Annotated in this window: 10 protein-coding genes; 5 read left to right on the forward strand and 5 right to left on the reverse strand. The window is 67.9% G+C overall.

The genetic code is table 11. The features are described 5' to 3' along the window. Positions 1-172 precede the first annotated feature (172 nt). Entirely contained in the window at positions 173-1,126 is a 954-nt protein-coding gene (locus U0177_RS04725) for a ParA family protein (RefSeq protein ID WP_409569441.1), read from the forward strand. A gap of 81 nt (positions 1,127-1,207) precedes the next feature. Beyond that, a complete protein-coding gene (locus U0177_RS04730; protein WP_409569442.1) occupies positions 1,208-1,510 on the forward strand; it encodes a hypothetical protein in 303 nt (100 codons plus the stop codon). Here U0177_RS04730 and U0177_RS04735 read toward each other — a convergent pair. The 4 genes from U0177_RS04735 to U0177_RS04750 form a co-directional block, all read right to left on the reverse strand. After that, entirely contained in the window at positions 1,507-1,893 is a 387-nt protein-coding gene (locus U0177_RS04735; protein WP_409569443.1) for a RidA family protein, read from the reverse strand. The two genes, U0177_RS04730 and U0177_RS04735, sit on opposite strands and share 4 nt — an antisense overlap. Positions 1,894-2,018: 125 nt before the next feature. After that, positions 2,019-2,432, reverse strand: coding sequence for a CBS domain-containing protein (locus U0177_RS04740; RefSeq protein WP_409569444.1), 414 nt, complete (start codon positions 2,430-2,432; stop codon positions 2,019-2,021). A 147-nt stretch (positions 2,433-2,579) separates the two neighbouring features. After that, positions 2,580-4,400, reverse strand: coding sequence for an ABC transporter ATP-binding protein (locus U0177_RS04745; RefSeq protein WP_409569445.1), 1,821 nt, complete (start codon positions 4,398-4,400; stop codon positions 2,580-2,582). Next, on the reverse strand, positions 4,397-6,217 hold the full coding sequence (locus U0177_RS04750) for an ABC transporter ATP-binding protein (RefSeq protein WP_409569446.1): 1,821 nt from the start codon (positions 6,215-6,217) through the stop codon (positions 4,397-4,399). The genes U0177_RS04745 and U0177_RS04750 overlap by 4 nt, the downstream gene beginning before the upstream one ends. Before the next feature lie 341 nt (positions 6,218-6,558). Here U0177_RS04750 and U0177_RS04755 point away from each other — a divergent pair, with 341 nt between their 5' ends. The 3 genes from U0177_RS04755 (at position 6,559) to glf (ending at position 10,503) form a co-directional block, all read left to right on the forward strand. Continuing rightward, a complete protein-coding gene (locus U0177_RS04755; protein ID WP_409569447.1) occupies positions 6,559-7,722 on the forward strand; it encodes a beta-glucosidase in 1,164 nt (387 codons plus the stop codon). Between the two features lie 273 nt (positions 7,723-7,995). Then, positions 7,996-9,126, forward strand: a complete 1,131-nt coding sequence (locus U0177_RS04760; protein ID WP_409569448.1) for a glycosyltransferase — start codon at positions 7,996-7,998, stop codon at positions 9,124-9,126. 165 nt (positions 9,127-9,291) lie between these two features. Continuing rightward, positions 9,292-10,503, forward strand: coding sequence for a UDP-galactopyranose mutase (glf, locus tag U0177_RS04765; protein ID WP_409569449.1), 1,212 nt, complete (start codon positions 9,292-9,294; stop codon positions 10,501-10,503). A gap of 119 nt (positions 10,504-10,622) precedes the next feature. Here the strand turns inward: glf and U0177_RS04770 are convergent. After that, the coding region (locus U0177_RS04770; protein ID WP_409569450.1) for a glycoside hydrolase family 2 TIM barrel-domain containing protein at positions 10,623-12,429 on the reverse strand (1,807 nt) is incomplete at its 5' end.

Raw genomic sequence — 12,429 nt, forward strand, 5'->3', positions numbered from 1 at the left:
CACCACACAGCCAACAGTAATCCCCCGTGTCCCGCGCTCGGGAGAGGGGGTAGGGGGAGGCGAGGGCCGGCGTTGCACGAGCCCTAGGGCATACCAAAAAGAAAGTGATCAAACGGAGTAAGTATGATACACTTGGATCTACTGCACCTGGCCGCGAAATCAGAGGGTAGGCATGGGCCGCGTCATTGCCGTTGCGAATGCCAAGGGTGGGATCGGCAAAACCACCACCGTCGTAAGTATTGGCGCAGGGTTCGCGCTGAAGGGCGCGCGCGTGCTGCTGATTGATGCCGACCCGCAAGGCAACCTGGCGCTGGCGCTGGGGCTGCGCCCGCGCCGCACACTCTACGATGTGCTGGCCGACGGCGTGGGCGCGGCCGAGTGCGTCGTGCCGGCGCGGCCAAACCTCGACCTGCTGGCCTCCGACGAGACGCTGCTGAGCGTGCAGCCGCAGATCGCCCGCCGCGCCGACTGGAGCCGCGCGCTGGACGCAAGCCTGCGCCCGCTGTATGGCGCCTACGACCTGGTGCTGATCGACAGCGGCGGCTCGCTCACCACGCTGAGCACCAACGCGCTGGCCTGCGCCACCGACGTGATCGTGCCCACGGCAATCGAGCACTTCTCGCTCAAAAGCATCGACCTACTGTTCGCGCAGGTGGCCGGCGTGAAGGGCAACAGCGGCAGCATCCGCCTGATCATCCCCACGATGTTCGACCCGCGCGTGCGCCAGTCGGGCGAGCTGCTGGCCGCGCTGCGCGGGCGCTACGGCGCGCTGGTGGCCGACCCGATCCGCGTGAATGTGCGGCTCTCGGAGGCGCCGACGCTGGGCAAGACGATCTACGAGTACGATCCGCGATCGCGCGGCGCGATCGACTACGCGCTGCTGGTCGAGCGGCTCGGCGCGATGTTCAGCTTCCGCGCCAGCGCGCGCCCGGCCAATGGCAGCGACGCCGCGCCCAGGCCGGCCACCGCAGCGCCAACAGCGGTGGCTGCCGCGCCGCGCGGCCCCGAGGCCTGCCCAAACTGCGGGCACGCATTGCAGTTCGCCACGCTGGCCGGCTACCGCGTGGCCTACTGCGAGCATTGCAAGTACCGCCACCAGACACTGGCGAGCGGCCCGCGGCGCTGAGCCAGGCGATGCAACAACGCGCGCGGCCGGGCCGTCAAACCTGCGATGGCCGCGGCGCTGGCTGCCCTTAAAGGAGCTTTTATGTCAACCGACGATTTTCGCAGCGACGTGCGCGCGCTGCTTCAGCAGGTGCTCAGCGAGGCCCAGACCAGCTCGAACACCGATGTGATGCTGGAAGTGTACGTGGAAGAGTTCGCGCGGCTGCACGGCGACTACGCGCACAAGCTGCTGAACGACGTATTCAACGACGCGCGCACCCGCCTTGACGCGCGCCTCTCGCCCGACCCCATCCGCCAGACGATCGCGACGGTACAGACGACCGTGCAGGACATCTGGAAATCGCTGACGCAGACGATCTCGGGCGGCCCGACCGACGAGCGCTAGCCCGGCAGCACGGCGACGCACTCGATCTCGACGCGCGCGCCCAGCGCCAGGCCAGTGGCGCCAAACGCGCTGCGCGCCGGCAGGTGCTCGGTGAAGAACGTGCGATACACCTCGTTCATGGCTGGCCACTCGGCCATATCGGCCAGCATGACCGTGCACTTCACCACATTCGCGAGCGAGCCGCCGTTGCGCTCGAGCACGCGGCGAATATTCTCGAGCGCCTGGCGCGTCTCGGCGGCGATGCCGCCCGGCACCAGCCGCAGCGCCGCGTCGGTGCCGAGCTGGCCCGACAGGTACAGCGTGTGATCGACGCGCACCGCCTCGGAGAACGGCAGCGCCGCAGCCGCGCCCTCGGCCGCCAGGTACACAACTTCCGGAGCCATGGTCACCTCCTGCTGATCGCGCGGCATTCGCGCGCCGGTTCATTGTACTACCGCGCGCAAACAAGCAGCCCCGCTTCCCGGATGGGAAGCGGGGCTGCGGCACGAGCGGCGGGCAGCGGCGAAGCCTAGCTGCCGCGGGCCTTGGTGAAATCCTGGCCCTCTTCGAGCATCGCCACAAACGCCTTGAAAATGTCGGTCTCGGTGATGACGCCGACAATCTGCTGCTCGGCGTCGACCACCGGCAGGCCGCCGATCTTGTGGCGCACCATCAGCGTGGCAGCCTCGGTCAGCAGCGTATCGGCGGCGACGGTGAAGACATTGCGCTGCATTACCTCGGAGATCTCGATCGGGGTTTGAACATAGTGAGCGACTGCCAGCAGCAGATCGCGCTCGGCGACGATGCCAACCAGATGCCCTTGCCGATCGACGACCGGCAGGTGGTGCATGCCATGCTCCTGCATCAGGCGTAGCGCGGCATGGTGGTTCATGTCCGGCACGATGGTCACAGGCGGAGTGCTCATCCGATCCGCAACACGCATGATCCGGCTCCTTCCTGGCTGTCGTGGGCGCGCAGCGCGGCCGGCAGCCATATGCTCCCTAAGTTGTCAAATGCAGATACGTCAAGCATACGCCTAGCGGCCGGTTTTGTAAGGGAAGATCCGACAAGCGTTGGTGATATTTTCTTCTCAGGCTGGCGGTGCGCTGGCGTCGCCGGCCCACAGGCGGCGCATCTCGTCGCTGGCGGCCAGCAGCTGATCGAGCGTGCCCTGGTCGGCGACGCGGCCGTCTTTCAGCACAATGATCTGATCGGCCCGCCGCAGCGCGGCACGGCGGTGCGAGACGGCCAATATCGTCGGCGGCGAGTGGCCGGCCGGCGAGGCCTCGCGATCGCCTGCCGTCTGCGGCCTGCCAGCCGCCAAGCGCTCCCATAGCGCCTGCTCGGTCTCGACATCAAGCGCGCTCGAGAGGTCGTCGAGCACCAGCAGCGCCGGCTGGCGCACGAACATACGCGCGGCGGCGACACGCTGGATCTGGCCGCCCGAGAGCCGCACGCCGCGCGGACCTACCGGCGTATCGAGGCCATGCGGCATCGCGGCGAGGTCGTGCTCGAGCACGGCGGCGTGGAGCGCAGCGGGCAGGTCGGCCCGATCTTCGCCCAGGCCCAGCAGCAAGTTCTCGCGCAGGCTGGCGCTGAACAGGCGCGGCACCTGTGCGGTGTAGGCGCAGCGCGGCGGCACAAAGAACGCGCCGGGGTTGGCCACCGGCGCGCCCTCCCACAGCAGCACGCCCGCGTCGGCCGGCAGCAGCCCCAGCAGCGCGCGCAGCAGCGTCGTCTTGCCCGCGCCAATCCGGCCGGTGATCACCGTGAACGAGCCGCGCTCCAGCCGCAGATCGATCTGCTCGATGCCGCGCCCCGAATCGGGGTAGCGAAATGCCAGCCCGCGCGCCTCGAGCAGCGGCCGATCGCCAGGGGCCGGCGCGGCTTCCTGGCGCGGGGCGTGGGGTGTGGGGCTCGCCGGCCACACCGGCCGGTGCGCGACGAGCGACTCGGGCGGGGCGCCCTGGAGCAGCAGCACCAGGCGCTCGAACGACACCTGGGCCTGGCGGTAGCGCGAGAGCATCACGCCAAAATGGCCGGTGAACTCGGTGATCCAGCCAAGGTTATAGACGAACAGCGCGAAATCGCCCACCGTGAAGCCGCCGGTGCGGATGGCGTCGGCCGCCAGCAGCAAGATCAGGCCGGTGCCAAGGTTGGCGGTATTCAAAAACACCGAGTGCAGGATCTCGTTGAACAGCCGGTCGCGCAGGCTCGAAACCCGGCGCGCGTCGTTGAGCTTGCGGAAGTGACGCACCGCGCGCGCTTCCGCGCCGGCAACCTGCACCGCCTGCACCGCGCCGAACACCTCGCCCAGAAAGCCGGTGACGCCGCCGGTGGCCTCGCGGCTGGCCTTGCGATACGCCTGCAGCCGCTGGCCGACAAGGTTAGTGACGGCCACGACCAGCGCGAGCGGCAGGAACACCGCGACAGTGATGAACGGGTTGATCGCCAGCATGATCGCCAGGCCAGCCAGCGCGAAGATCGTCAGCGCGATTAGGTCGTTCGTGAGGATCAGGCTCCACAGCGTCTCGTCGATATCTTCGCGAAAGCGGCTGATCGCCTCGCCGGGCGAGTAGGGCACCGCGCGCGCGCCAGGCCGCTCGAGGATGCGCGCCAGCAGGTTGGTGCGGATGAGACCACCAGCGGTGTACTTGAATGTGGTGTTGGTAGCCGGAAGCAAGTACAGCGTGGCCATGCGCGCCAGCGCCACCCCCACCAGCAGCGCCGCCAGCGCCGGCACCCCCAGGCCGGTGCGCGCCTGGCCGGAGAGCGTATCGAAGAACTCGCGGATGAGCAGCCCTGGCGCCAGCTCGAGCAGCAGCACCACGATGATCGCGGCCAGGTTGATCGCGTAGATCCACGGCACAAAGCGGATCAGCCGCCAGTAGAACCACCAGGCTGGTTTCATGCCAGCACCTCGTGCATGCCCACGCGCAGCAGCGCGGCGAAGCGCGAGCCAGGGTCGCGCATCAGCTGCTCGCGCGGGCCAAACTCGGCGACGCGCCCGCCCTCGAGGATCAGAATGTCGTCGGCGCGCAGCACGGTGCCAAGCCGGTGCGCGATGATAATACCGGTGCGGCGGCCCTGCGCCGGGCGCAGCAGCCGGTCGAGCGCGCGCTCGAGCAGCTGCTCGGTAGCCGGGTCGAGCCGGGCCGAGGCTTCGTCCAGGATCACCAGGCCGGGGTCGCGCAGGAACACGCGCGTGAACGCCAGCAGCTGGGCCTCGCCGGCCGAGAGCCCGCCGCCGCTGGCCAGGATCGTGTCGAGCCGCTGGGGCAGCGCGTCGAGCCAGGGCCGCAGCCCCAGCTCGCCCAGCGCGGCCAGCAGCTCCGCGTCGCCGATCGTCTCGTCGAAGAATGTCAGGTTATCGCGCACGCTGGCGTGGAACAGCTGGACGTCCTGCGTCACCATGCCCACGCGGGCGCGCAGGCCGGCCCGGCTGGCGTCGCGAATGTCGAGCCCGCCGAGCCGAATGGCGCCGGCCTGCGGGTCGTAGAGCCGGAACAGCAGCCGGGTGAGCGTGGTTTTACCGCTGCCGGTGCGCCCAAGGATGCCGAGCACCCGGCCAGGAGCGAGCGAGAAGCTGACCTCGTGCACAACCCGCTCGATCTCAGCCGGCGGCTGGTAGGCGCCGGCCGGCACGCCGGCGCTGGTTTGCTGCGGGCCGCTGGCGGCCTCGTCGGCATAGCCGAACGACACCGTTTCGAAATCGACGGCCAGCGGCCCGGCCGGCAGCGGCGTGTCGCCATCGCGCAGGCTGCCGCGTACGGCCAGCAGCTCGCGCACGCGCGCAAAGCCTGCGGCGGCCTTCTGGAAATCTTCGATCTGGCGGGTGATCAGGTCGAGCGGCTGAAACAGCGCCTGGGTGTAGAAAAAAATCAGGTAGGCCGAGCCGAGCGAGAGCGCGCCGCCATCGAACAGGCGCTTGATCAGCACAAACGCCACGCCCACGCCGATCGCGAACAGGCCCACCGGCGTAGCCCAGGTGACGGCGCCGATCACATTGGCCGTGCGCTCGACGCGCATCTGGCCGCGCATATGCTCGGCGAGCCGGCGCATGGTATAGGGCACCGCGCCGCTTGAGCGAATGTCTTCGGTGCCCGAAAGGCGCTCTTCGATAAAGCCGAACAGCTCGGCGCTGGCCTGGCGCGCGCGCTTCCAGTACGGCACCGCGACGCGCTGGGTGCCTACCAGCACCAGCAGCACCAGCAGCGCGAAGGCGCTCAGCGCCAGCCCGACGCGCCAATCTTCGCGGAACAGCATCGCCAGCACGCCCACCGCCAGCAGCGCGTTGCCCAGCACCTTGATCACAAACTGCGAGAAGAAGTTGGCCATCGCGGTCACATCGCCGTCGACGCGCTCGATCAGCTCGCCGGGCGTGCGCGCTTTGTGGAATGCCAGGTCGAGCCGCAGCAGGTGCAGCGCCAGGTCGGCGCGCAGCGCATTGGTGGCCTCCCAGCCTACCTGCTCGCTCAGGTAGGTGGCCGCGACCGACAGCCCCTGGGTAGCCAGGGCCATGCCGACAAACGCCGCGCCGGCCGCAATCAGCGCGGCGCGCGCCGCGCCAGCCTGGGCGCTGTCGATGAAGTAGCGCAGCAGCTGCGGGTTGACGAGCTGCAGCGCAATGCCGGCGAGCAGCAGCAGCGCCAGCAGCGACACCCGGCCGCGCTGCGGGCGCAGGTAGGTGCCCAGCAGCTGCCGGTACTGTTCGATTGAATGGTGCATAAGCTCCTAATTGCTGGTAGGGCGTACGCCGCCGCCGCCTGTGCGCGAGGCCGGCGGGTAGCCGCTTGGCGGCCGCAGCAGGCCCGAGAATACCTGCCGCAAAGGACGAAGCCCGGCGACGGCGCGCTGCTCGAACGGCACCGGAAAGCATGACTATACCGCGCTGGCTGCGCGGCGGCATCGCCCAAAAGATTGAGCTGGTACGCATGTTGCTAGCTGCTAGCTGGTTTTAGGTATCGGGCTTACGCTGCCACGCGCCAGGCAGAGCGCCCGCAGCGCCGCGCGCTGCGAGCGTCGCTTGTTTTTTTTGGCCGCTGACAGCGACAGGAGCAACACATTCTATGCACGATCAGGCGACACCTGTGCCGGCCACGCTGTTCCGCTCGTTCTGGCTCGCCGGCTTCGAATCGGCATGCCAGATCACGCGAACCGGCCGGCGGCTGGATATGATCGCCGAGACGCAGCACGACGCGCAGGCTAGCGGCGACTACGCCCGCATCCGCGAGCTGGGCATGCGCGCCGCGCGCGACGGCATCCGCTGGCCGCTGATCGAGCGCGCGGGCCGCTTCAGCTTCGCGTCGCTCGCGCCGATGGCTGCTGCGGCGCGCCAGCAGGGCATCCAGGTGATCTGGAACATCTGCCACTACGGCTGGCCCACCGACATCGACATCTTCGCGCCGGCGTTTGTCGATCGGTTCGCGCGCTTCTGCCGCGCGACGGCCGACTTCTTCGCCGCCCAGAGCGACGAGGTGCCGTTCTACACGCCGATCAACGAGATCTCGTTTCTGGCCTGGGCCGCCGGCAGCCAGGCGTATATCTACCCCTGCCAGCGCGGGCGCGGCCTCGAGCTGAAGCGCCAGCTGGTGCGCGCGGCGATCGCCGGCTGCGAGGCGATCTGGGATGTCGACCCGCGCGCGCGGTTTGTGCACGTCGACCCGCTGATCCACGTGGTGACGCCGCGCGGCCGGCCCGAGCTGGCCGACGCCGCGGCGGCGCAGCGCGCCGGGCAGTTCGAGGCCTGGGACATGCTGGCCGGCCGCGCGCACCCCGACCTGGGCGGCGCGCCGCGCTACCTCGACGTGATGGGCCTGAACTTCTACCACGCCAACCAGTGGGAGCACCCCGGCGACGACGCCGAGGCGCGACTGCGCTGGGAAGACACCCCGCGCGACAAGCGCTGGGTGCCGCTGCACCAGCTGCTGGCCGAAGTCTACGAGCGCTACCGCAGGCCGCTGTTTATTTCCGAGACGAGCCACTTCGGCATAGGGCGCGGCCCCTGGATCGCCGAGATCGCCGCAGAGGTGCAGCTGGCCCGCGCGGCCGGCACGCCGATCGAAGGCATCTGCATCTACCCGATCCTCGACCGGCCCGACTGGGATAACCTCGAGCATTGGCATAACAGCGGGCTGTGGGATCTGCGCCCCGACGCCAACGGACGCCTTGAGCGCGTGCTCGACCGCGCATATGCCGCCGAGCTGCGGCGCGCGCAGGCGCAGCTAGCCTAACGATAGAGCGTAAAACTTGGCATAAAACTTGCTTCATAGCTCTTACGAATGAAGCACAACGTATCGCTGACGATTTGAGTATCGGCCTCTCGTAGGGCGACACTCGTTTTCTCTTGCCTCCAACATCGCAGAACAACGCCCAAACACGCCTAACTATCAAAACATTCGATCGATCATCTATGCGAAAAGCGATTGCCTGGCTACGTCTCGCTTTTCGGCCAGCGCCGGCATGCCTGGCGAAAAGGGCTAGTTTCGGACTGCAAAAGGGGAACTATGAGCAAAGACCAAGGGATTGTCGTTTTTTCGCACCTGCGCTGGGATTTCGTGTACCAGCGGCCGCAGCACCTGCTGACGCGCCTGGCGGGCTGGCGCCGCGTGCTCTTTATTGAAGAGCCCTGGCACACGCCCGGCGCCGACCCGGCCTGGGAGCTGAGCCAGCCGCAGGCGGGCGTGGCAGTCGCGCGGCTCCACACGCCGCTGGCGGCGCCAGGGTTTCACGACGAGCATATCGGCACATTCCGCGAGCTGCTGCCCGAGCTGCTGGCCGGCGAGCGGATGAGCGAATACGTAGCCTGGCTCTACACGCCGCTGGCGCTACCGCTGGCACAGGCGCTGGCGCCGCAGGCGGTGGTGTACGACTGCATGGACGAGCTATCGGCGTTTGCGCACGCCCCGCCCGCGCTGCTGCAGCGCGAGGACGAGCTCATGCGCTGGGCCGACCTGGTGTTCACTGGCGGGCCGAGCCTGTACCGCGCGAAGCGCGACCGCCACCCCAGCGTGCACTGCTTCCCCAGCAGCGTCGACACCGCGCACTTCCGCCAGGCCCGCGCGGGCATGGCCGAGCCGCCCGACCAGGCCGAGCTGCCAGGGCCACGGCTAGGCTTCTACGGCGTCATCGACGAGCGGGTCGACACCGCGCTGCTCGGCGCACTGGCGAGCGCGCACCCCGAGTGGCAGCTGGTGATCATCGGGCCAGTGGTGAAGATCGACCCGGCCACGCTGCCGCGCCAGCCGAATATCCACTACCTCGGCCAGCGCAGCTACCAGGAGCTGCCGGCGTACCTGGCCGGCTGGGACGCCTGCCTGCTGCCGTTCGCGCGCAACGAGGCCACGCGCTTCATCAGCCCGACCAAAACGCTCGAGTACATGGCCGCCGAGCTGCCAATCGTCAGCACGCCGATCGCCGACGTGGCCGAGCCATACGGCGAGATCGTGTACCTGGGCGACACAGCCGAGGCATTTATCGGCGCGTGCGAGCGAGCGCTGGCCGCCAGCCCGGACGAGCGCGCCGAGCGCGCGACCAAGATGCGCGCGGTATTGGCGCGAACCTCGTGGGACACCACCGCCGCAGCCATGCGCGACCTGATCGAGCAGGCGATTGCGGCCAAGCGACCCGGCGCCTAGCTGCGCCGTTTCACCGCCAGGCTCACATGGGCCGCGCGCTACGCTTGCGGCAGCAGGGTATAGGGCTGCGCCTGGCGGCGAACAGCCCTGCTAATGGCGCGCCGTAAACAATGGGGGAGGGGTGGATTGAAGATTTGTAGCTTTGCTAAAGCTAAGGAGTATACCGTGTTTGACTATTTAATCGTCGGGGCAGGATTTGCCGGCAGCGTGCTGGCCGAGCGGCTGGCGCGCGGCGCCAACAAGCGCGTGCTGATCTGCGACGTGCGGCCGCACATCGGCGGCAACGCCTACGACTTCTACAACGACGACGGGCTGCTGATCCACAAGTACGGCCCGCACATCTTTCATACCAACTCCAAAGATGTATTCGACTACCTATCGCAGTTCACGGCCTGGCGCCCATACCAGCACCGCGTGCGCGCCTGCGTCGACGGCATGCTGCTGCCGATGCCGATCAACCTCGACACGATCAACCAGCTGTATGGGCTGAGCCTCACCTCGTTCCAGGTCGACGAATTCTTGAAGTCGATCGCCGAGCCGCGCACGCAGATCCGCACCTCGGAAGACGTGGTGGTGAGCAAGGTCGGGCAGGAGCTGTACCAGAAATTCTTCCGCGGCTACACGCGCAAGCAGTGGGGGCTCGACCCATCCGAGCTCGACGCCTCGGTGACAGCGCGCGTGCCGACGCGCACCAACCGCGACGACCGCTACTTCACCGACACATTCCAGGCCATGCCGCTGCACGGCTACACGCGCATGTTCGAGCGCATGCTCGACCACCCGAACATCAAGATCTTGCTGAACACCGACTACCGCGAGATTATGGATATCATCCCGTACCGCGAGATGATCTACACCGGGCCGATCGATACGTTCTTCGATTACTGCTTCGGCAAGCTGCCCTACCGCTCGCTGAACTTCGTGCACGAGACGCACAACACGCCGATGTACCAGCCCGCGCCGGTGATCAACTACCCCAACGACTACGCCTACACCCGCGTGACCGAGTTCAAGTACCTGACCGGCCAGGAGCACCCCAAGACCAGCATTGTGTACGAGTACCCGCAGGCCGAGGGCGACCCGTACTACCCCGTGCCGCGCACCGAGAACGCGGCGATCTATACGCGCTACAAGGCGCTGGCCGAAGCGACGCCGGGCGTGTATTTCGTGGGCCGGCTGGCGACCTACAAGTACTACAACATGGACCAAGTGGTGGCGCAGGCGCTGAAGCTCTACCGCACCCTGCCCGAGCGCCAGGGCCTGGCCGAGCGCGCCATCGGCGAGAGCCAGAATGTGCTGGAGCTGCCGGCCGGTACGCCGATCGAGCTGCCGCGCGCCAGCAAGGCCAAGCGCCCGCGCGCCGCGCAGGCCGGCTAGCACCGGCCGCAGGCGGTTGCACCCCTCTCTCGCTGCGGCGGGAGAGGGGTGCTTTTTTAGGAGTAGCGCGTAGCGAAGCGGCGCCCTACTCCCAACAACATACTCGCCGCCATCGCGGCCTACGCCGGCAGCTCCTCGACGTAGGTCGGCTCGCCCTTCATCACCGGGCGCACCAGGTAGGCCAGCAGGTCGTTCAGCATCACCCGCGCTACCGGGCTGGCATCTACGTGATCGCTGAGGTGGAATGTCGAGATCAGCAGCCGCCCGCTGCCAAAGTGGCGCTCGGCGATCAGGCCGACGGTGTGGTGCAGCCAGCCGACGAACAGGCCGGCGTGGACATCGGCGGTGAAATCGCGCGGGCTCAGGCCGACGATCACCTGGTCGGGGATCAGGTCGGCAAACGCGAAGTCGACAGTGCCGCCGGTGGGGATGGCGCCGAACATGCGATCCTGGCGGATCCAGTTGAAGTTGCTGGCCCAGTCGCCCTGCCAGCTGCGGCCCTTGCGCTGGGCGATGCTCAGGCTGCCCAGGTAGGTCTGCTGCGTCTCGGCGGCCTCGGCCAGCCACAGCACGCGCCCGCCGTTCTGCACATGCCAGCGCATCTCGTCGGTCATGGTCTCGACGACCGCCAGGTCGGCTGCTTCGAGCGTGGCGGCCAGCTGGTAGCCGAGGGCCTGCAGCCGCGCCGCGAGCGCCGGCGAGTCGGGCACGCAGATGCCGATCGGCGTGCCGCCGGGGGCGGGCGGGGCGGCGAGCGCGCGCGGGAACACGTACAGCTCCTGGTGGTTGCAGGTGATCTCGCCGCCGTTTGCATCGAGCAGCCGGAACTCGAGCCGCGCGCGCGCGCTCTGCTCGATCTGCGGGGTATCGAAGACCATGGTGCCGATGCTGGTCACCTGGGCGGGCTGGAACGTCAGGTCTTCAAAGCTGCCGCCGATCTCGGGCCACAGGTCGACATTCCACACCAGCTGGCTGCCGCGCAGGTCGATATCGGAGAAGTGCGAGAGCGCCAGGCGCACCTCGCAGCGCTCGCCGGCCCAGAACACCACGCGCTCGCTGTCGGGCACCAGCGCGTCGGCGCTATTGACCTGGCCGATCACATCGTAGAATGCCTTGGGGTTGCGGCACATGTCCAGCAGGCCGTTGCACTCCCAGTGCACGTCGGTGAACTCGGTGATGATATAGCCGACAATGCTGGAGTGCCGGCGCATCTGCTCGATCTCGTACTTCAGCGCGGTGAACTGCATGCGCTGGCTGGCGGCCGTCAGGTCGGCCAGCGTGGGGAAGACTTTGTCGAGGTGATAGGCCTTGAAGCGCTGCTCGATGCCGTGCGGGTACACCACGCCATCGCCCCATTCGAGGCCGGTCTCGAACCACCACGGCTCCTGGCCGCCGTAGCACTCGCGCAGCTTGCCGACATCGGGCAGCCCCCAGTTGCCGAACTCCGACACCACCATTGGCTCGTTGCCGCGGCGGCGCACCTCGGGCGCCACCGTGCGCGGCAGCGGGTTCCACGGGTCGCGCATGAACGCGCGCCAGGTGTCGATGTTCTCGTAGCTGTGGGCGAACGTCCACGACGGCCGGCTGGCGAAGGTCTGCACCCAGTCGCGCCACTTGCGGTAGTGATCGGGGATGGAGTAGTAGTTATGGAAATCTTCAATATCGGTGACGACGTGGAAGTTGCTGAGGCAGGGCGAGTTGCCGACGATCAGGCGGTACGGGTCGAGCTCCTTGAGGTACTCGTAGGTTTCGGCCAGCCAGGCACGGTGGTCGGCGTTCACCGCCAGATCCACGCCCCAGCCCTCGTTGATGATCGTCCAGATGATGATCGAGGGGTGGTTCCAGTCGCGCTCGACCATGCCGCCGATGGTGGCCTTGGCGCGGGTGCGCGCGCCGGCGGTCAGGTTCTCCCAGTTGGGCAGCTCG

Origin of the sequence: Kouleothrix sp. (assembly GCF_046328425.1) — a bacterium.
GTDB lineage: Bacteria > Chloroflexota > Chloroflexia > Chloroflexales > Roseiflexaceae > Kouleothrix.

Coding starts and splice junctions, on each gene's coding strand:
- U0177_RS04725 (WP_409569441.1), top strand. CDS start 173: ATGGGCCGCGTCATTGCCGTTGCGAATGCCAAGGGTGGGATCGGCAAA.
- U0177_RS04730 (WP_409569442.1), top strand. CDS start 1,208: ATGTCAACCGACGATTTTCGCAGCGACGTGCGCGCGCTGCTTCAGCAG.
- U0177_RS04735 (WP_409569443.1), bottom strand. CDS start 1,893: ATGGCTCCGGAAGTTGTGTACCTGGCGGCCGAGGGCGCGGCTGCGGCG.
- U0177_RS04740 (WP_409569444.1), bottom strand. CDS start 2,432: ATGCGTGTTGCGGATCGGATGAGCACTCCGCCTGTGACCATCGTGCCG.
- U0177_RS04745 (WP_409569445.1), bottom strand. CDS start 4,400: ATGAAACCAGCCTGGTGGTTCTACTGGCGGCTGATCCGCTTTGTGCCG.
- U0177_RS04750 (WP_409569446.1), bottom strand. CDS start 6,217: ATGCACCATTCAATCGAACAGTACCGGCAGCTGCTGGGCACCTACCTG.
- U0177_RS04755 (WP_409569447.1), top strand. CDS start 6,559: ATGCACGATCAGGCGACACCTGTGCCGGCCACGCTGTTCCGCTCGTTC.
- U0177_RS04760 (WP_409569448.1), top strand. CDS start 7,996: ATGAGCAAAGACCAAGGGATTGTCGTTTTTTCGCACCTGCGCTGGGAT.